This window comes from Mesorhizobium sp. WSM3868 (genome assembly GCF_002294785.1).
GTDB lineage: Bacteria > Pseudomonadota > Alphaproteobacteria > Rhizobiales > Rhizobiaceae > Mesorhizobium.
Genome location: NZ_NSGB01000013.1, coordinates 79,616 through 105,389, shown reverse-complemented (window position 1 = coordinate 105,389; position 25,774 = coordinate 79,616). Strand labels below are relative to the sequence as shown.

General features: G+C 64.5%; 21 protein-coding genes and 1 other RNA gene. 21 read left to right on the top strand and 1 reads right to left on the bottom strand.

Annotated elements, in window-relative coordinates:
• Positions 1-34: 34 nt before the first annotated feature.
• The gene (locus CK221_RS20555) at positions 35-745 is read left to right on the top strand and encodes a transglycosylase SLT domain-containing protein (protein ID WP_095779052.1); all 711 of its coding nucleotides are present in this window, start codon (positions 35-37) and stop codon (positions 743-745) included.
• Positions 746-803: 58 nt separating this feature from the next.
• An RNA gene (gene rnpB / locus CK221_RS20550) (RNase P RNA component class A) lies at positions 804-1,204 on the top strand.
• 24 nt (positions 1,205-1,228) lie between these two features.
• Here rnpB and CK221_RS20545 read toward each other — a convergent pair.
• On the bottom strand, positions 1,229-2,344 hold the full coding sequence (locus tag CK221_RS20545) for a cystathionine gamma-lyase (protein ID WP_095779051.1): 1,116 nt from the start codon (positions 2,342-2,344) through the stop codon (positions 1,229-1,231).
• 396 nt (positions 2,345-2,740) lie between these two features.
• Between CK221_RS20545 and mraZ the strand changes: the two genes are divergently transcribed.
• From mraZ to recN, 19 genes are all read left to right on the top strand, one after another.
• Entirely contained in the window at positions 2,741-3,199 is a 459-nt protein-coding gene (gene mraZ / locus CK221_RS20540; protein WP_066990717.1) for a division/cell wall cluster transcriptional repressor MraZ, read from the top strand.
• Positions 3,196-4,212: a 16S rRNA (cytosine(1402)-N(4))-methyltransferase RsmH gene (gene rsmH / locus CK221_RS20535; protein ID WP_095779050.1), complete on the top strand. Its 1,017-nt coding sequence runs from the start codon at positions 3,196-3,198 to the stop codon at positions 4,210-4,212. The genes mraZ and rsmH overlap by 4 nt, the downstream gene beginning before the upstream one ends.
• 4 nt (positions 4,213-4,216) lie before the next feature.
• Complete coding sequence (locus CK221_RS20530; RefSeq protein WP_066990723.1) at positions 4,217-4,612, top strand: hypothetical protein; 396 nt, start codon at positions 4,217-4,219, stop codon at positions 4,610-4,612.
• Positions 4,609-6,333 carry a penicillin-binding protein 2 gene (locus tag CK221_RS20525; RefSeq protein ID WP_095779049.1) on the top strand — a complete coding sequence of 575 codons (1,725 nt, stop codon included), beginning with the start codon at positions 4,609-4,611 and terminating at the stop codon, positions 6,331-6,333. The genes CK221_RS20530 and CK221_RS20525 overlap by 4 nt, the downstream gene beginning before the upstream one ends.
• Before the next feature lie 54 nt (positions 6,334-6,387).
• On the top strand, positions 6,388-7,842 hold the full coding sequence (locus CK221_RS20520; protein ID WP_095779048.1) for a UDP-N-acetylmuramoyl-L-alanyl-D-glutamate--2,6-diaminopimelate ligase: 1,455 nt from the start codon (positions 6,388-6,390) through the stop codon (positions 7,840-7,842).
• Positions 7,839-9,272, top strand: a complete 1,434-nt coding sequence (locus CK221_RS20515; RefSeq protein WP_095779047.1) for a UDP-N-acetylmuramoylalanyl-D-glutamyl-2,6-diaminopimelate--D-alanyl-D-alanine ligase — start codon at positions 7,839-7,841, stop codon at positions 9,270-9,272. Before CK221_RS20520 ends, CK221_RS20515 begins: the two co-directional genes overlap by 4 nt.
• A gap of 20 nt (positions 9,273-9,292) precedes the next feature.
• Positions 9,293-10,375, top strand: a complete 1,083-nt coding sequence (gene mraY, locus CK221_RS20510; RefSeq protein ID WP_095779046.1) for a phospho-N-acetylmuramoyl-pentapeptide-transferase — start codon at positions 9,293-9,295, stop codon at positions 10,373-10,375.
• A 9-nt stretch (positions 10,376-10,384) separates the two neighbouring features.
• Complete coding sequence (murD, locus tag CK221_RS20505; RefSeq protein ID WP_095779045.1) at positions 10,385-11,785, top strand: UDP-N-acetylmuramoyl-L-alanine--D-glutamate ligase; 1,401 nt, start codon at positions 10,385-10,387, stop codon at positions 11,783-11,785.
• The gene (gene ftsW / locus CK221_RS20500; protein WP_067329044.1) at positions 11,785-12,936 is read left to right on the top strand and encodes a putative lipid II flippase FtsW; all 1,152 of its coding nucleotides are present in this window, start codon (positions 11,785-11,787) and stop codon (positions 12,934-12,936) included. Before murD ends, ftsW begins: the two co-directional genes overlap by 1 nt.
• 6 nt (positions 12,937-12,942) lie before the next feature.
• Positions 12,943-14,067 (top strand): undecaprenyldiphospho-muramoylpentapeptide beta-N-acetylglucosaminyltransferase, encoded by a 1,125-nt coding sequence (gene murG, locus CK221_RS20495; RefSeq protein WP_095779044.1) that lies wholly within the window; start codon positions 12,943-12,945, stop codon positions 14,065-14,067.
• Positions 14,064-15,470 carry a UDP-N-acetylmuramate--L-alanine ligase gene (gene murC, locus CK221_RS20490; RefSeq protein WP_095779043.1) on the top strand — a complete coding sequence of 469 codons (1,407 nt, stop codon included), beginning with the start codon at positions 14,064-14,066 and terminating at the stop codon, positions 15,468-15,470. Before murG ends, murC begins: the two co-directional genes overlap by 4 nt.
• Entirely contained in the window at positions 15,467-16,432 is a 966-nt protein-coding gene (murB, locus tag CK221_RS20485; RefSeq protein ID WP_095779042.1) for a UDP-N-acetylmuramate dehydrogenase, read from the top strand. Before murC ends, murB begins: the two co-directional genes overlap by 4 nt.
• Before the next feature lie 311 nt (positions 16,433-16,743).
• On the top strand, positions 16,744-17,670 hold the full coding sequence (locus CK221_RS20480) for a D-alanine--D-alanine ligase (RefSeq protein WP_095779041.1): 927 nt from the start codon (positions 16,744-16,746) through the stop codon (positions 17,668-17,670).
• Complete coding sequence (locus tag CK221_RS20475; RefSeq protein WP_095779040.1) at positions 17,658-18,599, top strand: cell division protein FtsQ/DivIB; 942 nt, start codon at positions 17,658-17,660, stop codon at positions 18,597-18,599. The genes CK221_RS20480 and CK221_RS20475 overlap by 13 nt, the downstream gene beginning before the upstream one ends.
• Positions 18,596-19,903: a cell division protein FtsA gene (ftsA, locus tag CK221_RS20470; protein WP_066990759.1), complete on the top strand. Its 1,308-nt coding sequence runs from the start codon at positions 18,596-18,598 to the stop codon at positions 19,901-19,903. Before CK221_RS20475 ends, ftsA begins: the two co-directional genes overlap by 4 nt.
• Positions 19,904-19,970: 67 nt before the next feature.
• On the top strand, positions 19,971-21,626 hold the full coding sequence (gene ftsZ / locus CK221_RS20465) for a cell division protein FtsZ (RefSeq protein ID WP_095779039.1): 1,656 nt from the start codon (positions 19,971-19,973) through the stop codon (positions 21,624-21,626).
• 435 nt (positions 21,627-22,061) lie between these two features.
• Complete coding sequence (gene lpxC, locus CK221_RS20460) at positions 22,062-22,997, top strand: UDP-3-O-acyl-N-acetylglucosamine deacetylase (RefSeq protein ID WP_179295173.1); 936 nt, start codon at positions 22,062-22,064, stop codon at positions 22,995-22,997.
• Between the two features lie 201 nt (positions 22,998-23,198).
• Complete coding sequence (locus tag CK221_RS20455; RefSeq protein ID WP_066990991.1) at positions 23,199-24,068, top strand: outer membrane protein assembly factor BamD; 870 nt, start codon at positions 23,199-23,201, stop codon at positions 24,066-24,068.
• Positions 24,069-24,076: 8 nt separating this feature from the next.
• The gene (recN, locus tag CK221_RS20450) at positions 24,077-25,750 is read left to right on the top strand and encodes a DNA repair protein RecN (RefSeq protein WP_095779037.1); all 1,674 of its coding nucleotides are present in this window, start codon (positions 24,077-24,079) and stop codon (positions 25,748-25,750) included.
• The last annotated feature ends 24 nt before the right edge of the window (positions 25,751-25,774 follow it).

The following is a 25,774-nucleotide window of genomic DNA, read 5'->3' as shown; positions in this document are numbered from 1 at the left end:
AATTCTTCGCGCGGTTCTAACAGAACAGGAATACATGCAAAGATTGACCGTTGTAGCGGCAGCCGTTGCTGCCGGAGTGATGACTTTTGCCTTCAGCCCAGCGAACAGCGCCCCCCTGAGCCTCCGGGCGGCGGACAATGGGTTTGCTGCGACCCCCTCAAAGCCCAAGGCTGCGCCAAGCGCCAAGACTTCGACGGCCAAGAGAGCTACCCCGGCGAAGGTGCAGAAAGCCGCCGCAGCGCGGTCCGCCAAATCAAGACTCAAACGCTACGCAAAGCGCAGCAGGCAAACCATCGACCTGACCGCGACAGCTTCCATCCGTCCTGAAAAGCCCGCCTTGTCTTCTTCGGCAACTGGCGACGGCCAATATTCGGCGATCATCGCCCGCTATGCGGCAAGCTACGGCGTGCCGGTGTCGCTGGCCAAGGCCGTCATCACGATCGAGAGCAACTTCCGGCCCAACATGGTCGGCGGCGCCGGCGAGATCGGCCTGATGCAGATCAAGCCGGCGACGGCCCGGATGATGGGCTATACCGGTTCGGTCAAGGGACTGTTCGATCCCGACACCAACATCAAATACGGCATGAAGTACCTCGCCATGGCGCAGGGGCTAGGTGGCGGCACCACCTGCGGTACCATCCTCAAATACAATGCCGGACATGGGGCGACGCGGATGAATCCGATTTCGGCCGCCTATTGCAGCAAGGTGAAGGTGCAGATGGCAGCGCTCGGTTCGCCTGTCTAAGCGGGACAGTTGCCTTTTTTGTTGCGTTTTCAGGCGCGAATCCCTTTATACGCCCTTGCCAGCTGGCCGGGCGGCCGCGCCCGCAAGAGCCGAAAGGCTGCGGGTGAGGAAAGTCCGGGCTCCATGGAGACACGGTGCCGGCTAACGGCCGGCGGGGGAGACCCCAGGGAAAGTGCCACAGAAAGCAAACCGCCGCGGCATTTGCCGCGGCAAGGGTGAAAGGGTGGGGTAAGAGCCCACCGCGCGACTGGCAACAGAAGCGGCACGGCAAACCCCACCGGGAGCAAGACCGAATAGGGGCGGTGCGAAGGGAAACCTTCGAGGGCTGTTTCCGGCCCACCGCCCGGGTAGGTTGCGTGAGGCGCATGGCGACATGCGCCCAAGATGAATGGCCGCCACGTTCCCGCGCCGCAAGGCGTGGGGGCCATACAGAACCCGGCTTACAGGCCAGCTGGCATTTTCCTCCACAGCGCTCCGAGCCGCTCAGCCGCCAAGCCGGTCCAAAGACGCCTCGATCGCCTGCCAGAGCTCTTCCACCGGCTCGCAGCCGACGGCCAGCCGCACGAAGCCGGGCGGCACGGCATCGCCGCGCTTCGATCGCCGCTCGGCCGATGTATGGACGCCACCAAACGAGGTCGCCGATTCAATCAGCGCGCAGTTGTTGATGAAATCCTCGGCCTTCTCTTCCGAAGCCAGTTCGAACGAGATGAGAAAGCCGAAGCGCTCCATCTGGGCACGCGCCAGATTGTGCGAGGGGTCGCCCTCAAGGCCTGGAAAGCGCAAGCCGCTCACGGCGCGATGCCCCTTGAGCCGGCGGGCGATCGTTTCCGCCGAGGAGCACATGCGATCGTACCGCACCTCAAGTGTTTCAAGGCCGCGATGCACGAGCCAGGCCTCGAACGGCCCGGGAATGCCGCCGGCGGTTTCTCGCCAGTCCCTGACCTTGGCGATAATATCCGGATCGCGGCTGGCGACATGGCCGAACAGCACATCCGAGTGACCGTTGATCGCCTTGGTGTCGGCCGAGACCACGATGTCGGCGCCAAGGTCGAGCGGGCGCTGGCCGAAGGGCGTCATCGTCGTGTTGTCGACGATGAGGAGCGCACCTTGTTCGTGGGCGGTCTTGGCGACGGCGGCGATGTCGCAGATATCCAGCCTTGGGTTCGAGGGAGTTTCGACGAAGACCAGCCGGTAGCCGGCGAAGCCGCCGTCGAGCATGCTCGATGTCGGCCTCACGTCACAGGCGATGCCGAGCGGTTTCAGGAAACGCTCCGCCAGAGCCCGCGTCGTGTGGTAGCCGTCCGAGGGCAAGAGGATGCGGTCGCCAGATTTGACCAGCGCAAAGAACGTTGCCGAAATCGCCGCCATGCCCGACGGAAAGGCGACGCACTGCGCGTCTTCGAGATGACCAAGCGCATGCTCGACCGCGTGCCATGTCGGATTGCTGAAGCGGCCGTATTGATCGAAGCCCGTCGCGTCGCCCGGCGAATGAAAGATCGAGGCCATTGTCAGCGGCAAAGGGATCGGATCGCCCTTGGCGAAATCGCCGCTGCGCAGATGGGCAAGTGTCGCGGCGCGTGACTTCGCGGTTTCGGACATTGGGCGCATTCCTTCACTGAACTGACGTCCGAACGCTAGGCGTGCCGGGCCTTCGCGGCAAGCCGCGCCCTTTGGGCCAGAGCCTTCTAAACGCTTCGTTAGGCTTAATGGTCGATAAAGACGAGACGTGCCGCGAGCCTGCGCTTTCAGGTTGTGGCATGCGTGTTTGTGATGCCTCTTCCCGTTGACGCCCATATTACCCCATGATATCCCACTCTCATCAAGCTTTCGTTCCGCGTCAGGGTGAAGCGTACGCCAATCGGGCAGTCGCGGCGGCTGCGCGTTTGCCGGTTTTCGCCTTGGTGAATGAAGCGATTTGTCGCGAGGCGATGCGCGGCGGCGGCGCGGAGAAAAACATGGGCAGGGGTGCGGCGGCGACAGCGGCTGTAAGGTGTAGTGGACCGATTTCTGTCAAACGCAGTGAACAGGATCGATGCGAAGGGGCGGGTATCCGTCCCGGCGCATTTCCGTTCGGTCGTGCAGAAACGTGGCTATGCGGAACTCTATGCGCTACGCTGCCTCGACCTTCCGGCGATGGACGTCGGCGGGCTCGATCTGCTCGACCGCTACGAGCAGCGGATCGCGCTGGAAGATCCCTTCCTGCGGACGGCGGACGATATGTCCTTCTTCTGCCATGGCGACGGGACGTTCCTGAAACTCGACCAGGACGGCCGCATCACGATGACCGATTTCATCCGCGAGCACACGGGCATCTCGAACGAGGTGGCCTTTGTCGGCCGCGGCAATTTCTTCCAGATCTGGGAGCCGGGCCGACTTGCCGCCTATGGGGCGCAGGCTCGAGCCAGGCTTTTGCAGCTTCGGCAGGGGACGAAGCCCGGGGAGCGACCGGAATGATGACTGGCCACGGCGATGATCCTCACGCCGTTGGCGGACTGGTCCGTCACATTCCGGTCCTCCTTGCCGAAGTGCTGGAGGCGCTTGAACCCAAGGCGGGTGAGACGATCGTCGACGGCACGTTCGGCGCCGGCGGCTACACCACCGCCATCCTCGAGCGCGGCGCCTCGGTCGTGGCCATCGACCGCGATCCGGATGCGATCGCCGCGGGCAAGGCTCTGGAACAGCAGGCCGGCGGCAGGCTGAAGCTCGTTCAGGAGCCGTTCTCGACCCTGGACAAGCATGTCGAAAGCGCCGACGGCGTCGTGCTCGACATCGGCGTCTCGTCGATGCAGCTCGACCAGGCTGGGCGCGGCTTTTCCTTTCGCGCCGACGGACCGCTCGACATGCGCATGGCGCAGGCTGGCCTGAGCGCCGCCGACGTCGTGAACACCTTCAAGGCGGGCGACCTTGCCCGCATCTTCGGCTTTCTCGGCGAAGAGCGGCATGCCGGCCGCATCGCCCGCATGATCGAGGCCCGGCGCGAGAAGCGGCCCTTCGAGCGCACGCTCGATCTTGCCGACGCCATCGCCACCCATGTCGGCCGCGCGCCGAAGGACAAGATCCATCCCGCCACCCGCGTCTTCCAGGCGCTGCGCATCTTCGTCAATGACGAGCTCGGCGAGTTGGCGAGCGCGCTGTTCGCCGCCGAGCGGGTGCTGAAGCCGGGCGGCAGGCTCGCCGTCGTGACCTTTCATTCGCTGGAGGATCGCATCGTCAAGCGCTTCATCGCCGATCGCGCCGATGCGGCCAGCGGATCGCGTCATATGCCGGACGCGCCGGCGCGGCTGGCGACCTTCCGCAAATCCGGCGGCGGGGTGACGCCGGGAGAGGCCGAGATCGCCGGCAATCCGCGGGCGCGCTCGGCGAGGCTGCGCGCGGCAATCCGCACCGGCGCGCCTGCGCGCGCCGGCGACTTTTCGATTTTCGGCCTTCCAAAGCTTCCCGCCGTCGAGCGGCCGGGGGAGAGGTAAGCACGTGTTTCGCACCAGCGATATAGTCCTGATCGCCGTCATGGTCTCGGCGGCGGCATTGACCTACAAGACCAAGCGCGAGGCCGAGGACCAGCTGGCGGCGGTGCAGAAGCTGCAGGCGCAGATCCGCTACGAGGAAGACACAATCGATCTTCTCAAGGCGGACTGGAGCCTGCTCACCCAGCCGGCGCGGCTGCAGAAGCTTGCCGAAATCTACAAGTCGCAGCTCGGGCTCGAGCCGCTCAACGCCCACCAAATCGGCGGGCTCGACGACGTGCCGATGAAGCCGCTCAATATCGAGGACCTGTCGTCGCAGCCGCTCGGCGGCATGGCCGACAATTCGGGCAAAGGGCCGTCGGACGGCAAGGATCCGGTGGTGACCGGGAGCACCGTGCAATGATCAGCAGGCTTCCAGGGATCGGCAACCTGCTGAAGCGCCGAAGCAAGGCAGCTGAGGACGGCTCGATCGTCGTCGACGCCGCCCGCAAGGCAACCGGCGGCAAGGCCAAGACCCGCATCGTCATGACGATGGCGGTGTTCTTCACCATCTATTCGACGATTGCCGGCCGACTGGTCTATCTCGGCCTGCAGAATCCGGACAATTCAGGTGGTCCGCAGAGCCGCGTCACTGCATCGCGGCCGGACATCGTCGACCGCAACGGCGAGGTGCTGGCGACCGACATCAAGACGGCGTCGCTGTTCGCCGAGCCGCGCCGTATCGTCGACGCCGACGAGGCGATCGAGAAGCTCTCGACCGTGCTTCCCGAGATTGACTACGAGCAGACTTATCACAAGCTGAAGAGCGGCGCCGGCTTCGTCTGGCTGCAGCGGCAGCTGACGCCGAAGCAGCAGGCCGACATCATGGCGCTCGGCATCCCGGGTCTCGGTTTCCGCACCGAAAAGCGCCGCTTCTATCCGAGCGGCGAAACGTCATCCTACATTGTCGGGCTCACCAACATCGACAATCAGGGCATCTCCGGTATGGAGAAGTACATCGATGACCAGGGCCTGACCGATCTGCAGGCGTCAGGACTAGCGGTGGCCAGGGACCTGAAGCCGGTGAAGCTGTCGATAGACCTGCGCGTCCAGCATGTGGTGCGCGACGAGGTGGCGACCGGCATGGAGCGGTTCCACGCGATCGCGGCCGGCGCGGTGGTCCTCAATATCAAGACCGGCGAAGTGCTGGCCATGGCCTCGGTGCCGGATTTTGACCCCAACAATCCCTACAATGCTCAGGAAAAGGACCGGCTGAACCGTATGTCGGCCGGGCTCTACGAGATGGGCTCGACCTTCAAGAGCTTCACCACCGGCATGGCGCTCGATTCCGGCAAGGTGACGCTGGAGAGTCGCTTCGATGCGTCGCGCCCGATCAGGATCGGCCGCCAGACCATCCATGACTTCCACAGCAAAGGCCGTGTGCTTTCGGTGCCCGAAGTGTTCATCTATTCATCCAACATCGGCTCGGCCAAAGAAGCCGAGGCTGTCGGCATCGAAGGGCATCGCGAGTTCCTGCATCGGCTAGGCGTGCTCGAAAAGATGCAGACGGAATTGCCGGAAGTGGCGCGCCCGACCGAGCCGAAAGTATGGAAGCAGGTCAATTCGATCACCATCGCCTTCGGCCATGGCGTCTCGACCACGCCCCTGCAAACTGCCGTCGGCTGCGCCGCATTGATGAGTGGCTATTTGATCGAGCCGACTTTTCTGCCGCGCACGGCCGAGCAGGCGATGGAGGTGGCCAAAAGGGTGGTCAAGGACACAACGGTGGACGGGATGCGCTATCTCTACGCGCTGAACGCCGAGAAAGGCTCGGGCAAGAGCGCCAGGGTTCCGGGTTATCGCGTCGGCGGCAAGACGGGCACGGCGGAAAAGGTCGTCAACGGTCGTTATTCGAAAGAGAAGAATTTCAACGCCTTCGTCGCCGCCTTTCCGATGGACGATCCGCAATATATCGTGCTGACTATCGCCGATGAGCCGAAGCCGGAAAAGCCTGGCATGGGCGCCACCGCCGCCTCGAATGCCGGCATCATGGCAGGCAACATCATCAGGCGTGCGGCTTCGATGCTTGGCGTGAAGCCAGATTTCAGCCATGAAAATCGTGCAACGCTGGTTTCCTATCAGTGATTCTTGGGGCGCGCCGGCAACTGCGCGCTATTTTGTTGCGGTGAACGGGACTCAATGTATCTGAAAAATCTAGCCGGCATCCTGCCTGTCGAGGGAACAGCTTCCCCCGATCTGGAGGTTGCCGGTCTCTCCTCCGATTCCCGCCAGGTAAGACCGGGCGTCGTTTTTTTCGCGCTCGCCGGCAGCAAGGCTGATGGCTCGACCTATGCCGCCGATGCCGCCGGCCGCGGCGCTGCCGCAATCGTGGCGGCCAAAGGCAATACCATCTCCGGTCTGTCGATCCCGGTTCTTGCCGTCGATGATCCGCGTCTGGCATTGGCGCTGAGCGCGGCGCGCTTCTTTGGCAAGCAGCCTCGGACGATGGTCGCCGTAACCGGGACCAGCGGCAAGACATCGGTTGCCGCGTTCACCCGCCAGATCTGGGAGCAGGCAGGTTTAGCCGCCGCTTCGATCGGCACGACGGGCGTGGTGGCGCCTGGCCGAAACGAATATGGTTCGCTGACCACGCCCGATCCCGTCGCGCTTCACCAGTTGCTCAAGGAGCTGGCGGAGGCGGGGGTAACGCACGCCTCGATGGAGGCTTCCAGCCATGGTCTCGACCAGCGTCGGCTCGACGGCGTAAAACTGGCCGCCGGCGGCTTTACCAATCTCGGCCGCGACCACATGGATTACCATCCGACGGTTGAGGATTATCATCGTGCCAAGCTGCGTCTGTTCGACACGCTGCTGCCGAAGGGGGCGCCGGCCGTGATCTTCGCCGACGATCCCTGGTCGCAGCCGACGGTTCATGCCGCGCGGGCAGCGGGCCTCAATGTTCTGACCGTCGGCCGCCACGGCGAATTCCTGACGCTGAAGCGCGTCGAGCATGAGCGGCGGCGCCAGCGTGCCGAGGTGGAGGCCGATGGTGTGCTTCACGAGATCGACCTACCGTTGGCAGGTGATTTCCAGATCGCCAACGCGCTGGTTTCGGCCGGCCTCGCCATCTCGACTGGAACATCCGTCGATAAGGCATTGGCCGCATTGGAGAAACTCAAAGGTGCGCCGGGCCGCCTCGACCTTGTGGGCACGACGGCCGCCGGCGCTCCGGTCTATGTCGACTACGCGCACAAGCCCGACGCGTTGGAAAATGTCCTGACCTCGGTTCGTCCGTTCACCACGGGCCGGGTCGTTGTCGTCTTCGGCTGTGGCGGCGACCGCGATCGCGGCAAGCGGCCGATCATGGGCGAGATCGCGACCCGGCTCGCCGATGTCGTCATCGTCACCGACGATAATCCGCGCACGGAAATCCCCGAAACCATCCGCGCGGCAATCCTTGCCGCGGCGCCCGGCGCCATCGAGATCGGAGACCGCCGCAAAGCGATCCACGAGGCCGTCGCCATGCTCCATGCCGGCGATACGCTGATCGTCGCCGGCAAGGGGCATGAGGAAGGCCAGACGATCGGCACCGAAACCTTCCACTTTTCCGATCATGAGGAAGTGCGCGAGGCGCTCCAGGAGCGCGCCGCATGAGCTTGCTGTGGACGTCGCAAGCGCTTGTCAAGGCCATGGGCGGCAGGCCGATCGGCTCGATGCCGGAAGGCATCACCAGCATTTCGATCGACAGCCGCAGCCTCGAACCGGGCAACGCCTTCTTCGCCATCAAGGGCGAGACGATGGACGGCCACGATTTCGCGACCGCTGCAGTGAAGGCGGGCGCTGCGGTGCTGGTGGTGGCCGAGGGCAAGCTGCCGTCGCTTGGCCGGCTGACTGCGCCGATGATTGTCGTGCAGGATGTGCTTGCAGCGCTGGAAAAGCTCGGCATTGCGGCGCGCGCTCGCTCACGGGCCAAGATCATCGCGGTGACCGGCTCTGCGGGCAAGACGACCACAAAGGAAGCGCTGCGCCATGTGCTGTCGGCGGTCGGCAAGGTGCACGCCTCGGCGCAGTCGTTCAACAATCACTGGGGCGTGCCACTTACCTTGGCGCGCATGCCCGCAGACTGCGACTACGCGATCTTCGAGATCGGCATGAACCATCCGGGCGAGATCAGGCCGCTGGTCAAGATGGTGAGGCCGCATGTCGCGATCGTCACGCTGATCGCGGCCGCCCATCTCGGCTTCTTCAAGAATCTCGACGAGATCGCCATGGCCAAGGCCGAGATTTTCGAGGGCATAGAGGCCGGCGGCGCCGCTCTGCTCAATCGCGACGATCCGCGTTGGAAGCTGCTCGGGAAAGTGGCCAAGGATGCAGGTGTCGAGCATGTCTTCGGCTTCGGCGAGAACGCCCGCTCGGCCTTTCGTCTTGTTGGCTGCGATCTTTATGCCGATCACTCCGATATCGCGGTCAAGATCGGCAAGAGGGACGTGACGGCTCGTGTCGGGGCGCCCGGCCGCCACATCGTGCAGAATGTGCTGGCGGTGCTTGGCGCCGCGCAACTGGTCGGCGCCGATCTCGACAAGGTCGCGGCGGCGCTCGCCGATCTTTCGGCAGAGCGCGGGCGCGGCCGGCGCCACATTTTGCGCCATCCGAACGGTCCGATCACGCTGATCGACGAGAGCTACAATGCCAATCCGGCGTCGATGGCGGCAGCCATGGCGCTGCTCAACGCCACGCCGGTATCGGGCGAGGGCAGGCGCATCGCCGTGCTTGGCGACATGCTGGAACTCGGCAGCCATTCGGCGAAGCTCCACGCGGCGCTTGCCGAACTTATTGTCGGCACAGAAACGCGCAACGTCTTTCTCGGCGGCCCGGAGATGCGGGCACTGGCCGAGGTTTTGCCTTCGGATGTCGAAACCGAGTACCGGCCAGGAGCCGAAGAGCTGAAGCCCGTCGTCATGTCGGCGATCAGGCCGGGCGACGTGGTGATGGTCAAGTCGTCGAAAGGCATCGGCTTTTCAAAGCTGGTCGAGGCATTGCTCGGCAAATTTCCGGCGGAAGCCGCAACCATTGAACCGACCTGAGGTCGGGATACGGGGGACCGATGCTCACTTTACTCGTTGATTTCGCGGACAAGATCTCGGCCTTCAATGTCTTCCGCTACATCACCTTTCGCACCGGCGGCGCGCTGATCACTTCGGCGCTGATCGTCTTCATATTCGGACCGACCATCATCAATTCGCTCCGGCTGCGTCAGGGCAAGGGGCAGCCGATCCGCGCCGACGGACCGCAGACGCATTTCAAGAAGGCCGGAACGCCGACGATGGGCGGGCTGATGATCCTGTCCGGCATCATCGGCTCCTCGCTTCTGTGGGCAAACCTCTCCAGCATCTATGTCTGGGTGGTGCTTTTGGTCACCGTCGGCTTCGGCTCGATCGGTTTCTACGACGACTATCTAAAGGTGACGAAACAGTCGCATCTGGGCTTCTCCGGCAAGGCGCGGCTGGCGATCGAATTCGTTGTCGCCGGCATCGCGGCCTGGGTGATCATGCATAACGGCCAGGCGCCGTTCTCGTCGTCGCTGACCTTCCCGTTCGCCAAGGAATTCCTGATCAATCTCGGCTGGTTCTTCGTGCCGTTCTCCTGCTTGGTGATCGTCGGCGCCGGCAATGCGGTGAACCTGACCGACGGCCTAGACGGGCTGGCGATCGTGCCGATCATGATCGCTGCGGCGTCGTTCGGCGTCATCGCCTATCTTTCCGGCAACGCGGTGTTCGCCGAGTATCTGCAGATCCATTTCGTTCCCGGCACCGGCGAACTGGCGGTCGTGCTGGGCGCCGTCATCGGCGCCGGCCTCGGCTTCCTGTGGTTCAACGCGCCGCCGGCCGCAATCTTCATGGGCGACACCGGCTCGCTTGCCATGGGCGGCCTGATCGGCACCATCGCTGTCGCCACCAAGCACGAGATCGTGCTGGTCATTGTCGGCGGCCTGTTCGTGGTGGAGATCCTGTCGGTCATCATCCAGGTCGGCTATTTCAAGATGACCGGCAAGCGCGTCTTCCTGATGGCACCGATCCATCACCATTTCGAAAAGCTCGGCTGGACCGAAAGCCAGGTGGTGATCCGCTTCTGGATCATCGCCGTCATCCTGGCGCTGGTCGGCCTCTCCACCCTCAAGCTCAGATAGGATGCCCGCTTGATCGCCGCCGCTTCATTTGCAGGCAAACCCGTTTCGCTCTTCGGGCTCGGCGGGTCGGGGATTGCCACCGCGCATGCGCTGATCGCCGGCGGCGCCGAGATCCTCGCCTGGGACGACAATCCGGACAGCGTCGCCAAGGCAGCAGCCGCCGGGATCGCGACCGGCGACCTGCGCGGCGCCGACTGGTCGCGCTTTGCGGCCTTTGTCCTGTCGCCCGGGGTGCCGCTCACGCATCCGAAGCCGCACTGGACGGTGGAACTGGCGCGCGGCGCCGGCGTCGAGGTGATCGGCGATATCGAGCTGTTCTGCCGCGAGCGCATCCAGCGCGCGCCGGCCGCACCCTTCGTCGCGATCACCGGCACCAACGGCAAATCGACGACCACGGCGATGACGGCGCACATCCTGAAGTCGGCCGGACGCGACACCCAGATGGGCGGCAATATCGGCCGCGCCATCATGACGCTCGATCCGCCCGAGCCCGAACGGCACTATGTGGTGGAATGCTCTTCCTACCAGATCGATCTCGCGCCCTCCATCAATCCGACCGCCGGCATCCTGCTCAATCTGACGCCTGACCATCTCGACCGCCACGGCACCATGGCCCATTACGCCTCGATCAAGGAAAGGCTGGTCGCCGGCAGCGACACCGCGATCATCGGCGTCGACGATTCCTGGTGCGCCCAGATTGCCGACCGGCTGGAGCGGGCAGGCCGGCAAGTGATCCGCATTTCCAAGCGCCTGCCGCTGACCGACGGCTATTTCGCCGACGGCACGAATCTGATGGAAGCCGTGCACGGTCGCTACAGCCGCATCGCATTCCTGGAAGGCATCGGCTCGCTGCGCGGCCAGCACAATGCGCAGAATGCGCTCGCCGCCGTCGCCGCCTGCCTCAGGGTCGGGCTGGAACTCGGCGAGATCCAGGCGGGGCTGGAAAGCTTCCCGGGGCTGGCGCACCGCATGGAGCAGGTGGGCCGCAAGGATCATGTGCTGTTCGTCAACGATTCCAAGGCGACCAATGCCGATGCGGCCGCTCCCGCGCTGTCGAGCTTCAACCGCATCTATTGGATCGCAGGCGGCCTGCCCAAGGAAGGCGGGATAGAGCCGCTGCGCGGTTTCTTTCCACGCATCGCCAAGGCCTATCTGATCGGCGAGGCCGCTCCCGCTTTCGCCGCCACGCTCGGCGAGGCGGTGCCTTACGAAATATCCGGAACGCTGGCGGCCGCGGTCGAGCACGCCGCCCATGACGCCGCGGGCGACACCGGCGGCGAGGCCGTCGTCCTGCTTTCGCCGGCCTGCGCCAGTTTCGACCAGTTCAAGAATTTCGAGGTTCGCGGCGAAGTCTTCAGGCAAGCTGCGACTGCTATTGATGGGGTGAAAGCCATCGGAGGGCCACGTTGATGCAAAGCCGTCTCGACAAAAGTCCGGTCGCAACCTGGTGGTGGACGATCGATCGCTGGTTCCTGGCGGCATTCCTGTCGCTGATGGGGCTCGGCATCGTCTTGTCCTTCGCCGCAAGCCCGGCGGTCGCCGAGCGCATCGGTCTCGACAGCTTCCACTTCGCCACAAGACAGATCATCTTCACCATCCCGGCGCTCGTCGTGATGCTCGCGGTTTCCTTCCTGGAAGCGCGACAAATAAGGCGCATGTCGCTGGCGATGATCTGCATCATGCTGGTGCTGATGGTGGCGGTTCTCTATATCGGCGTCGAGGTGAAGGGCGCGCGGCGCTGGGTATCGCTCGCCGGGCTCTCGATCCAGCCGTCCGAGTTCCTGAAGCCGGCCTTTGTCATCATTTGCGCCTGGCTGTTTGCCGAGCACAAGCGCCAGCCCGACATTCCCGGCAATCTGTTCGCCATGCTGCTGCTGGCCTTGGTGATCTCGCTGCTGATCGCGCAGCCGGATCTCGGCCAGACCATGCTGGTGCTGGGCACCTGGGGCGTGATGTTCTTCATGGCCGGCCTGCCGTGGTTCTGGATCGTCGCGCTGGGGGCTGCCGGCGTCGGCGGCGTGTTCGCGGCCTATACAGTATTTCCGCATGTGGCCGCCCGCATCGACAAGTTCCTCACCGGCGAAGGCGACACTTTCCAGGTCGACATGGGCCGTGAGGCGCTGATCAATGGCGGCTGGTTCGGCGTCGGTCCAGGCGAGGGCACGGTGAAGCGGGTCATCCCCGACAGCCACGCCGACTTCGTATTTTCGGTCGCGGGCGAGGAGTTCGGGCTGATCATGTGCTTCTTCATCATGTCGATTTTCGCTTTCATCGTGCTGCGCGGATTGAGCATCGCGCTCAAGGAGCATGACGACTTCACCCGTTACGCCGTCGGCGGGCTCGTCACCATTTTCGGCCTGCAGTCGGCCATCAACATGTGCGTGAACCTACAGTTGATGCCGGCCAAGGGCATGACGCTGCCCTTCATCTCCTATGGCGGCTCCTCGCAGATCGCGATTGCCGTCTCGATGGGCATGGTGCTGGCGCTGACGCGCAGGCATCCCGAAAAGCGCAAGCAGATTGGCTACGCCTTCTCGCAGCGCGCCATGCCGGCGGAATGAGGCGGGATGTCGAAGGGTGTCATCCTGCTGGCGGCCGGCGGAACGGGCGGACATCTGTTCCCAGCCGAGGCGCTTGCGCATGAGCTGACCGAGCGGGGTTGGGAGGTGCATCTTGCCACCGACCGCCGCGCGGAGCGCTACTCCGGCCACTTTCCCGCCGCCGCGATCCACTCCATCCGCTCGGCGACTTTGGGTTCGAAGAATCCCTTCGCCATCCTCGCGTCCTTCTGGACGATCTGGCAAGGCGTGCGGCAAGCGGGGCGTGTCATCGCCAGGATCAAGCCTGACGCCGTCGTCGGCTTCGGCGGCTATCCGACATTGCCGCCGCTCTATGCGGCGACACGGCGCAAGGTGCCGACGCTGATCCATGAGCAGAACGCCGTCATGGGACGTGCCAACAAGGCGCTGTCGAGCCGGGTCGATGCGATTGCCGGCGGGTTCCTGCCCGAGGGGGAAAGCGCGGCCGGCGCCAAGACGGTGACCACGGGCAATCCTGTGAGGCCGCAGATACTTGAAGCGGCGAAATCGCCTTATGCCGCGTCGGATGCCAGCGAGCCGTTCCGCTTCCTGGTCTTCGGCGGCAGCCAGGGTGCGCAGTTCTTTTCCGATGCTGTGCCGGCGGCGATCGCGCTTTTGCCCGAAGCGCAGCGCAAGCGGCTGGCGATCACCCAGCAAGCGCGCGCGGAAGACGTGGCGCGAGTGAAGACCGCCTATGCCGATCTCGGCGTCGACGCGCAGGTCTCGCCCTTCTTCACCGATATGGCGGCGCGCATGGCGGCCGCGCATCTGGTGATGTCGCGGTCCGGTGCCTCGACCGTATCGGAGATCGCGGTCATCGGACGCCCGGCGCTGCTGGTGCCTTACCCGCATGCGCTCGATCACGACCAGGCGGCGAATGCCGCGGCACTTGCCGCCGCCGGTGGGGCCGAGGTCCATCAGCAATCGACGCTCTCGGCCGAGCGGATCGCCGCGTTGGTCGGCGGGCTGATGGAGGATCCCGGCCGGCTGACCGCAATGGCCGCGGCTGCCCGCTCGGCCGGAAAACCCGACGCGGCGCGGTTGCTCGGCGATCTGACAGAGGCTATTGCGTCCGGCAAAACGGTTTCCGACTACAGGAGGACGCGCGCATGAAGATGCCGCAGACGATCGGCCTCGTGCATTTCATCGGCATCGGCGGCATCGGCATGAGCGGCATTGCCGAGGTGCTGCACAATCTCGGCTACAAGGTGCAGGGCTCGGACCAGGCGGACGGCGCCAATGTGCAGCGGCTGCGCGACAAGGGCATCGAATGTTTCGTCGGCCACAAGGCCGAGAACATCGGCGAGGCCGAGGTGGTCGTGGTGTCGACCGCCATCAAGAAATCCAACCCAGAGCTCAAGGCGGCGCGCGAGAAACTGCTGCCGGTCGTGCGCCGCGCCGAGATGCTGGCCGAGCTGATGCGCTTCCGCCAGGCGGTCGCCATCGGCGGCACGCATGGCAAGACGACGACCACCTCCATGGTCGCGACGCTGCTCGAAGCCGGCGGGCTCGACCCGACCGTCATCAATGGCGGCATCATCAACGCGTATGGTACCAATGCCCGCATGGGTGACGGCGAGTGGATGGTGGTCGAGGCCGACGAGAGCGACGGTACCTTCCTCAAGCTGCCGGCTGACATCGCCGTCGTCACCAACATCGATCCCGAGCATCTCGACCACTATGGCAGCTTCGACAAGGTGCGCGAGGCCTTCCGCCAGTTCGTCGAGAACGTACCGTTCTACGGTTTCGGTGTGATGTGCACCGACCATCCGGAGGTGCAGGCGCTGGTCGGCAGCATCGAGGATCGGCGCGTCATCACCTATGGCGAGAATGCCCAGGCCGACGTGCGCTTCGCCAATCATCGCATGGACGGAGCTACATCCGAGTTCGACGTGGTGATCCGCGACCGCAAGGGGCGGGGCACGACGACGATCACGGGTCTGCGGCTGCCGATGCCCGGCCGCCATAATGTCTCCAACGCGACGGCAGCGATCGCGGTCGCGCATGAGCTTGGTCTGTCCCCCGAAGCCATCAAGAAAGGCCTGTCATCCTTCGCCGGCGTCAAGCGACGTTTCACGCGCACCGGTTCCTGGAACGGCGTCGAGGTCTTCGACGATTACGGCCACCACCCGGTCGAGATCGCGGCGGTGCTCAAGGCCGCGCGCGGAGCCACAAAGGGCCGCGTCATCGCGATTGCGCAACCGCACCGCTTCACCCGGCTGCACGACCTGTTCAATGAGTTTTCCGTCTGCTTCAACGATGCCGACACGGTCATGGTGGCGCCCGTTTACGCGGCCGGCGAGGAACCGATCGAGGGGGTGACCTCGGACGCGCTGGTGTCGCGCATCCGTGCCGGCGGCCATCGCGACGCGCGCTATATCGAAGGCCCGGCGGCGGTCGCGCCGGCCGTCCGCGAACTTGCCAAGCCGGGCGACTTCGTCATCTTCCTTGGCGCCGGCAACATCACGCAATGGGCCTATGCGCTGCCCAAGGAACTCGGTGGGGCCCCCTCATGATGCGCGGCCAGGACCTGATCGACAAGCTCGGCGACAAGCTTGCCGGCCTGCGCGGCCGCGTCACGCCCAATGCCGAGATGGACAAGATCACCTGGTTCCGTGCCGGCGGGCTGGCGGAAGCGCTGTTCCAGCCGGCCGACGAGGAGGATCTCGCGGCCTTCCTGCGCGCGGTGCCGGAGGAAATCCCGATCACGGTCGTCGGCGTCGGCTCAAACCTTCTGGTGCGCGACGGCGGCATTCCCGGTTTTGTGGTGAGGCTCTCCGCCAAGGGGTTTGGCGAGGCCGAGGTCACCGGATCGACCACCATCAAGGCTGGCGCGGCAACGCCGGACAAGCGCCTGGCCGCCGTGGCTTATGAAGCCGGCATCGGAGGGTTTCATTTCTTTCACGGCATCCCGGGCGCTGTCGGCGGGGCGCTGAGGATGAATGCTGGCGCCAATGGCGTCGAGACGCGCGAGCGCGTGGTCGAGGTGCGGGCGCTCGATCGCGCAGGCAATGTCCATACGCTGAGCAATGCGGATATGGGCTATGCCTACCGCCATTCGTCGGCGCCTGGCGGATTGATCTTTACCTCGGCCATCTTCGAGGGCCCCCCGGAAGACAAGGTTGCGATTAAGGCGGCGATGGACGCCGTGCAGAACCATCGCGAGACGGTACAGCCGATCCGCGAGAAGACCGGCGGTTCGACCTTCAAGAACCCGGAAGGCTCGTCGGCGTGGAAAGAGATCGACAAGGCCGGCTGCCGCGGGCTGATGATCGGCGGCGCGCAGATGTCTCCCATGCACTGCAACTTCATGATCAACACCGGCACCGCGACCGGCTACGATCTCGAATATCTCGGCGAGACGGTGCGAGCGCGGGTGCTGGAAAATTCGGGCATCCGCCTGCATTGGGAGATCAAGCGGCTGGGCAACTTCCGGCCGGGTCACGCGGTGCAGGAGTTCCTGGGCCAGCTTCTTTAGCTCGCTGCGATGTTCAAGTAGTGCTTGAACTTGCGTCGTCGGCGACGCCGTCAAGCGTTACCGCAAAGACTCAACAACACACTTTTCTCGCCCGTTTTCGCGGAAAGTGAATCTCTCGGAATCATAGGTACTTGCCAGGGAATCAACTCTCTGATTCTCTGCTCTAAAGCGTTTCCTGATTTGAGTCGTTTGACGCGTTACCCGCGTTTTCCGTCTGGGGGGGCAACCTGCCGGAAGACTCCGACTCAATGTGCGGAAATGTTGCGTGCGGAAATATTGGTTGCAGGCCCGGCGTGAAAGGGGAAGGCGGGATGAAGAAGAAGCATGTGGCTGTTCTCCTGGGGGGATTTTCCTCGGAGCGGCCCGTGTCTCTGTCGTCGGGGAAGGCATGTGCGGATGCGCTCGAGAATGAAGGTTATCAGGTCACCCGCGTCGATGTTTCGCGCGATGTCGGGTCTCTGCTTGCCGAGCTCAAGCCCGATGTCGCCTTCAACGCGCTGCATGGCCCGTTCGGCGAGGATGGCACCATCCAGGGAATTCTCGAATATCTCGGAATTCCCTACACCCATTCGGGCGTGCTCGCTTCGGCGCTGGCCATGAACAAGGAGCAGGCCAAGAAGGTCGCCAAGGCGTCCGGCATTCCCGTCGCGGAATCGAAGGTGGTCAACCGCTTCTCCGTCCAGAACAAGCATCCGATGAAGCCGCCTTACGTGGTGAAGCCGGTCAATGAAGGCTCGAGCTTCGGCGTCGTCATTGTGCACGAGGGGCAGTCGCATCCGCCGCAAGTCATCGGCTCGTCCGAATGGAAGTATGGCGAGATCGTCATGGTCGAGCGCTACATCCACGGGCGCGAGTTGACCTGCGCGGTGATGGGTGACGTGGCGCTTGGGGTCTGTGAAATCATCCCGACCGGTCATTCCTTCTACGACTACGATTCAAAGTACGTCCCGGGTGGATCAAAACACGAAACCCCTGCAAAAATTTCACCGAATATTTACCAAAAAATACAGACACTGGCCCTCAAGGCTCATCTTGCTATCGGTTGCCGGGGCGTTTCCCGGTCGGACTTCCGTTACGACGACCGTCACTCCGAAAACGGCGAGGTTGTCTGGCTCGAGATCAACACCCAGCCGGGCATGACGCCGACGTCTCTGGTGCCTGAAATCGCCGCGCAAGCGGGGCATTCGTTCGGCGAATTGTTGAGTTGGATGGTGGAGGACGCTTCGTGTCTGCGTTGAGGTGGGGCCAGGGCAAGGGCCGCGGGACTGGGCCCGCGCTGTTCGGCGTGCCGCTATCGTTCGACCATTTCGTGTTGCCGCGCCAGCTGCGGCGGCCGGTGCGTTTGCTTGCCCGTCTCTGCGATGGCGAGTATGAGGCGCCGCGCTTCTCGGCTGCGATCCTCTCGGCTGCCTTGTTGGCTTCCGCCGGAGCCTACGGGGCCTATCTCGGCGGCTACGCCGACAGTATCGTGCAGGGCGTGACGGCCCGAACCGGTTTTGCCGTCGACCAGATCAAGGTCGTCGGCAATCGCCAGACTTCCGAGATCGATATACTGGACCGCCTCGGCCTCGATGGCTGGACGTCGCTGATCGGCTTTGATGCCGAGGCTGCGCGCGAGCGCGTCGCGACGTTGCCCTGGGTCGAGGTTGCGGCCGTGCGCAAGATCTATCCTCACACGCTGGAGGTCCGTGTCGAGGAGCGTGAGCCCTTCGCGCTCTGGCAGCAGGGCAATTCGCTTTCGGTCATCGAGCGGTCGGGCGAGGTGATCGCGCCGTTCTCGGGCGGCAAGCAGGCTTTGCTGCCGCTGATCATCGGCACGGGCGCGCCGGCCAAGGCGCCGGATTTCCTGGAGAGGATCAAGCGCTATCCCGAGCTGGCGGCGCGGGTCAAAGGCTATATTCGTGTCGGCGAGCGGCGCTGGGATCTCAAGCTGGAGAACGGCATCACCGTGAAGCTGCCGGAAGACGGCGAGGATCAGGCGATCGCCGAGCTCGTCAAGCTTGATCATGACAACGGACTGTTGACGCGCGACATCGCTGCCGTCGACATGCGGTTGTCCGATCGCCTGGTCGTCGAGCTCTCGCCGGAAGCGGCGACGCAGCGCGAAGCCGCGCTCAGCGACAAGCCGAAGACCCTGACGAAACGCAAGCCGGAGACGAAGATATGAGCTGGCTTGGCGGCGGCGGTGATGCCTCTTCGCGCCGGTCGGGCACGCTGACGGTGCTCGATGTCGGCTCGAGCAAGGTCTGCTGCGTGGTGGCGAAGCTGAAGCCGCGCGAGGACGGCAAGCTGTTGCGCGGACGCTCGCATCGCATCCAGGTGATCGGCATCGGCCATCAGAAGTCGCAGGGAGTTAAGTCGGGCGTCGTGGTCGATCTCGACCGCGCCGAGCATGCCATCCGTCTCGCTGTCGACGCCGCCGAGCGCATGGCGGGGCTCACCGTCGATTCCCTTATCGTCAACATGACGGCCGGCCGGCTGAAGAGCGAGGCCTTTTCGGCAACCATCAATCTCGGCGGCCATCAGGTCGAGGAAGCCGACATCAAGCGCGTGCTCGCTGCCGGCGCGAAGCAGGCGCTGCGGGCCGAGCGAGAGGTGGTTCATTCGCTTCCCGTCGGCTTCTCGCTCGATGCCGAGCGCGGCGTGCGGGATCCCCGCGGTATGGTCGGGGAGACGCTGGGCGTCGATATGCATGTGCTGACCGGCGATGCTGCGCCGATGCGCAATCTCGAGCTTTGCATCAACCGCTCGCATCTGTCGGTCGAGCGCATGGTGGCGACGCCGTATGCCAGCGGTCTCGCGGCTTTGGTCGACGACGAGCTCGAAATGGGCGCGGCCTGCATCGATATGGGCGGCGGCACGACCACGATCTCGGTGTTCTCGGAAGGCAAGTTCGTGCATGGCGACGCCATCGCTATCGGCGGCAATCATGTGACGCTCGACATGGCCAAGGGGCTGTCGACTTCGCTCGACGCCGCCGAGCGGCTGAAGGTAATGCATGGCTCTGCGCTGCCGGGCAGTGCGGACGACCGCGACCTGGTTTCCATCCAGCCGATCGGCGAGGAGGGCGAGCTGCCGCTACAGATCCCGCGCTCGGTGATGACGCGGATCATCCGGGCGCGCATCGACGAGACGCTGGAGCTTTTGCGCGACCGGCTGAACAAATCGGGCTACGGCAACGCCGTCGGCAAGCGGGTCGTCCTCACCGGCGGCGCCAGCCAACTGGCGGGCCTGCCGGAGGCGGCGCGCCGCATTCTTGGGCGCAACGTGCGCATCGGCCGGCCGCTCGGCGTGGCAGGCCTGCCGGAAGCGGCCAAGGGGCCGGCGTTTTCGACCCCGGTCGGGCTTCTGATCTATCCTCAAATGGCGAGCTTCGAGAGCCATTCGGCGAAAGGACTTTCCGGTTTCAGGATGACCGGAACGGGCGGAAAACTGCATCGCATGAGTCAGTGGTTGAGAGACAGTTTTTAATTTGACGGGGACAGCCCCAAAGGCGGCCGCAGCGGCGAGGCGGCGGGAAAGGCAAAGGACGGAGACTATGACCATCAATCTCAAGAAGCCGGACATCACCGAGCTTAAGCCCCGCATCACCGTGTTCGGTGTCGGCGGCGGCGGCGGCAACGCGGTCAACAACATGATCACAGCCGGCTTGCGCGGCGTCGAGTTCGTGGTGGCCAACACCGACGCGCAGGCGCTGACGATGTCGAAGGCTGAGCGGCTGATCCAGCTCGGCGCGCATGTCACGGAAGGCCTCGGCGCCGGCTCGCAGCCGGAAGTCGGCCGCGCGGCGGCGGAAGAATGCATCGACGAGATCATCGATCATCTGTCCAACACGCATATGTGCTTCGTCACCGCCGGCATGGGCGGCGGCACCGGCACGGGCGCTGCACCTGTCGTTGCCCGCGCGGCGCGCGAGAAGGGCATCCTCACCGTCGGCGTCGTCACCAAGCCGTTCCATTTCGAGGGCCAGCGCCGCATGAAGACGGCCGACATGGGCATCGAGGAACTGCAGAAATGCGTCGATACGCTCATCGTCATCCCCAACCAGAACCTGTTCCGGCTGGCCAACGACAAGACCACCTTCGCCGATGCCTTCGCCATGGCCGACCAGGTGCTCTACTCCGGCGTTGCCTGCATCACCGACCTGATGGTCAAGGAAGGCCTGATCAATCTCGACTTCGCCGACGTCCGTTCGGTGATGCGCGAGATGGGCAAGGCGATGATGGGCACCGGCGAGGCTTCGGGCGAGGGCCGCGCCATGGCCGCCGCCGAGGCGGCGATCGCCAACCCGCTGCTCGACGAGACCTCGATGAAGGGCGCCAAGGGCCTGCTGATCTCGATCACCGGCGGCCGTGACCTCACCCTGTTCGAGGTGGACGAAGCCGCGACCCGGATCCGCGAGGAGGTCGACCAGGACGCCAACATCATCCTCGGCGCCACCTTCGACGAGGAACTGGAAGGCGTGATCCGCGTCTCGGTGGTCGCTACCGGCATCGACAAGTCGGCAGCCGAAATCGCCGCGGCGCCAATCTCCATCCGCGCGCCGCAGAAGCCGGTCGCCCGTCCCGCGGCACCTGTTCAGGAAAGCCGTCCCGCACCGGTTCAGCAGCAGGCCTACGAGCCGCGCGCGGTCGATCCGGTCGCCGAGGCGATCCAGCTTGCAGAGGCGAACGCCGCCGCGATGGCACAGCCGCGCCCCGCGCCGGTCGACGACTTCCGCCCGCAGAGCAAGATCTTCCAGGCTCCGCCGGCCCAGCCTCAGCCGCAGCCGATCGCCCAGCAGCCGGTCATGCAGCCCGCGCCGCAGCGCGAGATGCCGCAGCCTGTGGCTGCAGCGCCGCAGCGCATGCCGCGCGTCGAGGACTTTCCACCGGTCGTGAGGGCCGAGGTGGAGGCCAAGAGCCGCCCTGCGGATCATGAGAACAGCGGACCGATGGGGCTGATCAAGCGGCTGACCAACGGCCTGACCCGCCGCGAGGAAGAGCCGGCCCGGCTGCAGCCGGCGCAGCCGCGCGAGCCGAAACTGCGCCAGGCGGCACCGGAAATGCGCCGCCTCGCCAGCCAGGACCCGCAGCTCTATGCGCCGCGCCGCGGCCAGCTCGACGACCAGGGGCGCCTCACGCCTCAAACCCGCACGGTGCAGGAAGACGACCAGCTGGAGATCCCGGCGTTCCTGCGTCGCCAGGCGAACTAATCGTTAAAGCGCGCCGCCTACGCGCCGCGCTTTAAGCAATGTTGATAATGTCGTTCTCCCAAAACCGCTGCGCACTTTCGGGCAGAACATGCACTAACGATATATAACAGCTGTTAACAGGCGGGCGAGAGATCGTCTGCCTGTTGCCTTCAAAAGTTATGGAGAAACAACGGATTACGAGCGTTTCTTCGTTCAGGGCAGCGGTTACACGGGGTAAGAAACCGTGATTTGGAGTCTCCCGGAGGGGCCACTATCTTCGCGTCGGACTAAAGTCGGTTTGCCGGGATTCGGGGAGTTGGCCCTGCCTGCCGATGTTATCAGAGCCGCTGCCTTGCTCATTCGCCGCTTTTGCGCGCAGGCCAGATGATCCGTCGGGCCGATAATGCCTAAGGCTGACAAGCGGACACAGGCGGTTTGGGCTTATGGGGTTTTGTCTTGCACGACTATCAGACGACAGTTAAGGCGCGCGTGACGCTGATCGGCACCGGCGTCCACAGCGGCAAGCCCGTCACCGTTCATTTCCTGCCCGCCGACGCCGATACCGGCATCGTGTTCCACCTCGCGACTGGCGGCGAGTTCCGCGAGTTCCGCGCCCTGGTCTCCGAGGTCGGTGCCACCGACCTGTGCACCATGCTCGGCGATCCGGTCGGCGAGCATATCGGAACCGTCGAACATCTCATGGCGACGGTGTTCGGACTTGGCATCGACAATCTCATCATCGAGATCGACGGTCCGGAAGTCCCCATTCTCGACGGCAGCGCGGTGGCCTTTGTCGAAGCCTTCGACCAGGCGGGGATCGACACGCTTTCGGTCAAGCGCCGCTATATCCGCGTGGTCAAGCCGATCCGCGTCGAAGCCGGTGCATCCTGGGCCGAGTTCCGCCCCTATGACGGCACGCGATTCGAGGTCGAGATCGACTTCGAGAGCCCGGCCATCGGCCGCCAGCTCTTCGCCTCCGACATCAACCCCGACATCTTCCGCCGCGACATCGCGCGGGCCCGCACCTTCGGCTTCATGAAGGATGTCGAGCGGCTGTGGGCCGCCGGCTACGCGCTCGGGTCGTCGCTGGAGAACTCGCTGGTCATCGGCGACGACAACCGCGTCATCAATGTCGGCGGACTGCGCTATCCGAACGAATTCGCCCGCCACAAGACGCTCGACGCCATGGGCGACCTGGCGCTTGCCGGCGCGCGCTTCATCGGCTGCTTCCGCTCCTATCGTGGCGGCCATCGGATGAACGCGGCGGCGCTGCGCCGCCTGCTTTCGGACCGTACGGCCTTCGAGATCGTCGAGACGCGGCGCCGCGAGCGCGGCCGGGTCGCCGAAATGATCGCCGTCAGCGGACCGGTCTACGCGCCCTGGGTCATCTGATTTTTAACGATTTTCTGGCTTTGTAGCGAAGCCGGTGTTGCGCAAATGCATCACAAACCCGTGAAATCGAGCGGCTTTGGGCACGGTCCCAAACCGCCACAAAAATGTGCGATTGGCCGGACATAGCGTTGCCGGGCAAGGGGATAATGGTTTATGGCTGCGGCCGAGACCGAAACGACGCCGAAAGGGCGGAATCCAAACATGTTTTTTTCGCGAGTTGGTCAATCGAAGGCGCCGTATCGGGCTGTTTTCCTGGCGTTTTCGTTGGTCGCCCCGTCGCTCATGCTGTCGGCCTGCATGTCGTCCGAGAAGGACGTCAATCTGGCGACCTATGTCGACCACACCGAACCCGCAGACGTTCTCTACAACCAGGGCCTCGCCAATCTGAATGCCGGCCGCCTCGATGAGGCGAGCAAGAAGTTCGACGCCGTCGACCGCCAGCATCCCTACTCGGAATTCGCCCGCAAATCGATGGTGATGGGCGCCTTCGCCGATTATCGCGCCGGCAACTATGACGAGGCGATCGGTTCCGCCAAACGTTACCTGACGCTCTATCCGTCAACCGACGATGCCGCCTATGCGCAGTACATCATCGGCTTGAGCTACTACCGGCAGATCAAGGACGTCACCCAGGACCAGAAGGAAGCGCGCCAGACGGTGCAGACCATGCAGGACCTGGTGACCCGCTGGCCGAATTCCGAATATGTCGACGACGCCAAGGACAAGATCCGCTTCGCCACCGACCAGCTCGCCGGCAAGGAGATGCAGATCGGCCGCTACTATCTGGAACGCCGCGAATATATCGCCGCCGTCAAGCGCTTCCGCACCGTGGTCGAGAACTACTCCAACACGCGCCACGTCGAGGAGGCGCTCGCGCGACTGACCGAAGCCTACTACGCGATGGGCCTGACGTCGGAAGCGCAGACAGCCGCAGCGGTGCTCGGCCACAACTACCCGGACAGCCAGTGGTACAAGGATTCCTACAAGCTCCTGCAGAGCAACGGGCTTGAACCGCGCGAGAATGCCGGGTCGTGGATCTCCAAGGCTGGGAAGCTGATCACCGGCGCCTGACACTTCTGATGCTGTCCAGACTGTCGATCCGCGATATCGTCCTGATCGAGAAGCTGGACATCGACTTCTTGCCTGGGCTTTCGGTGCTGACCGGCGAGACCGGCGCCGGCAAATCCATCCTCCTCGATGCGCTGTCGCTGGCGCTTGGCGCGCGCGGCGACGCTTCGCTCGTCCGCCATGGCGCGGCGCAGGGCCAGGTCATCGCCGTGTTCGACGTGCCGCGCAACCACCCGGCGCGCGCGCTGCTTGCCGACAACGACATCGAGGATGATGGCGACATCATCCTGCGCCGCGTGCAGACCGCCGACGGACGTACCCGCGTCTTCGTCAATGATCAGCCGTCCAGCGTGACCCTGATGCGCGACGTCGGCCGCGCGCTGGTCGAGATACACGGCCAGCATGACGAGCGGGCGCTCGTCGATCCCGGCGCCCACCGCGAATTGCTGGATAGTTTCGGCGGCCATCTCGGCGCCGTGCGCGGGACGGGCGAAGCCTGGCGCTATTGGCGGAACTGCGAACAGGAGCTTTCGCGGCACCGCGCCAAGGTCGAGGCGGCGGCGCGCGAGGCCGATTATCTCAGGGCCTCGGTCGCCGAGTTGGCGAAGCTCGATCCGCAGCCGGGCGAAGAGACCGAGCTTGCCGAATTGCGCGCCCAGATGATGCGCGCCGAAAAGATCGCGTCCGAGATCCACGATGCGCAGGATGTGCTGTCGGGGCCGTCTTCGCCCCTGCCGCAGCTCGCCAGCCTGCTCAGGCGGCTGCAGCGCAAATCGGGTGAGGTGCCGGGCCTGCTCGACGATGTGGTGAAGTCGCTGGACGAGGCAATGATCTCGCTCGACGCGGCGCAGTCCGGCGTCCAGATAGCACTACGCGCCACCGAATACGATCCGCAGCGACTGGAAAAGGCGGAAGAGCGGCTGTTCTCGCTGCGCGCGGCCTCACGCAAGCACAATGTCGCCGTCGACGATCTGGCGCAGCTGCGCGACACGATGGCGGCCGACCTTGCCGATCTCGATGCGGGCGAGGAACGCCTGCACGGGCTTGAAAAACAAGCCGCCGCCGCGCGCGAAGCTTACGACATAGCCGCGGCGCAGCTCTCTTCGCTACGCCATGCGGCGGCGGCGGGCCTCACCAAGGCGGTGATGGCCGAGCTGCCGGCCCTCAAGCTCGAGCGGGCGGAGTTCATCGTCGAGATGGTGAGCGATGCCGAAAGCCGCATGGAAGAAGGCATCGACCAGGTCGAGTTCTGGGTGCGCACCAATCCGGGCACACGGCCCGGGCCGATGATGAAGGTTGCGTCCGGCGGCGAGCTGTCGCGCTTCCTTCTGGCGCTGAAGGTGGCGCTTGCCGACCGCGGCTCGGCGCCAACCCTGGTCTTCGACGAGATCGACACCGGCGTCGGCGGCGCCGTGGCCGACGCCATCGGCCAGCGGCTGGCGAGGCTGTCGAAGCGGGTGCAGGTGCTTTCGGTCACGCATGCGCCGCAAGTGGCGGCGCGCGCCGCGACGCATTTTCTAATCTCGAAGTCCGGCGGCAAGGACCGTGTCGCAACCGGCGTTGCCGAAATGGATCGCGCGGCGCGCCAGGAAGAGATCGCGCGCATGCTGGCCGGCGCCACCATCACCGATGAAGCGCGCGCCGCCGCCGAGCGGTTGCTGCGCGAGAACACGGCGGCAGCCTAGGCTTCTTGATTCCCCGGCTGGAAT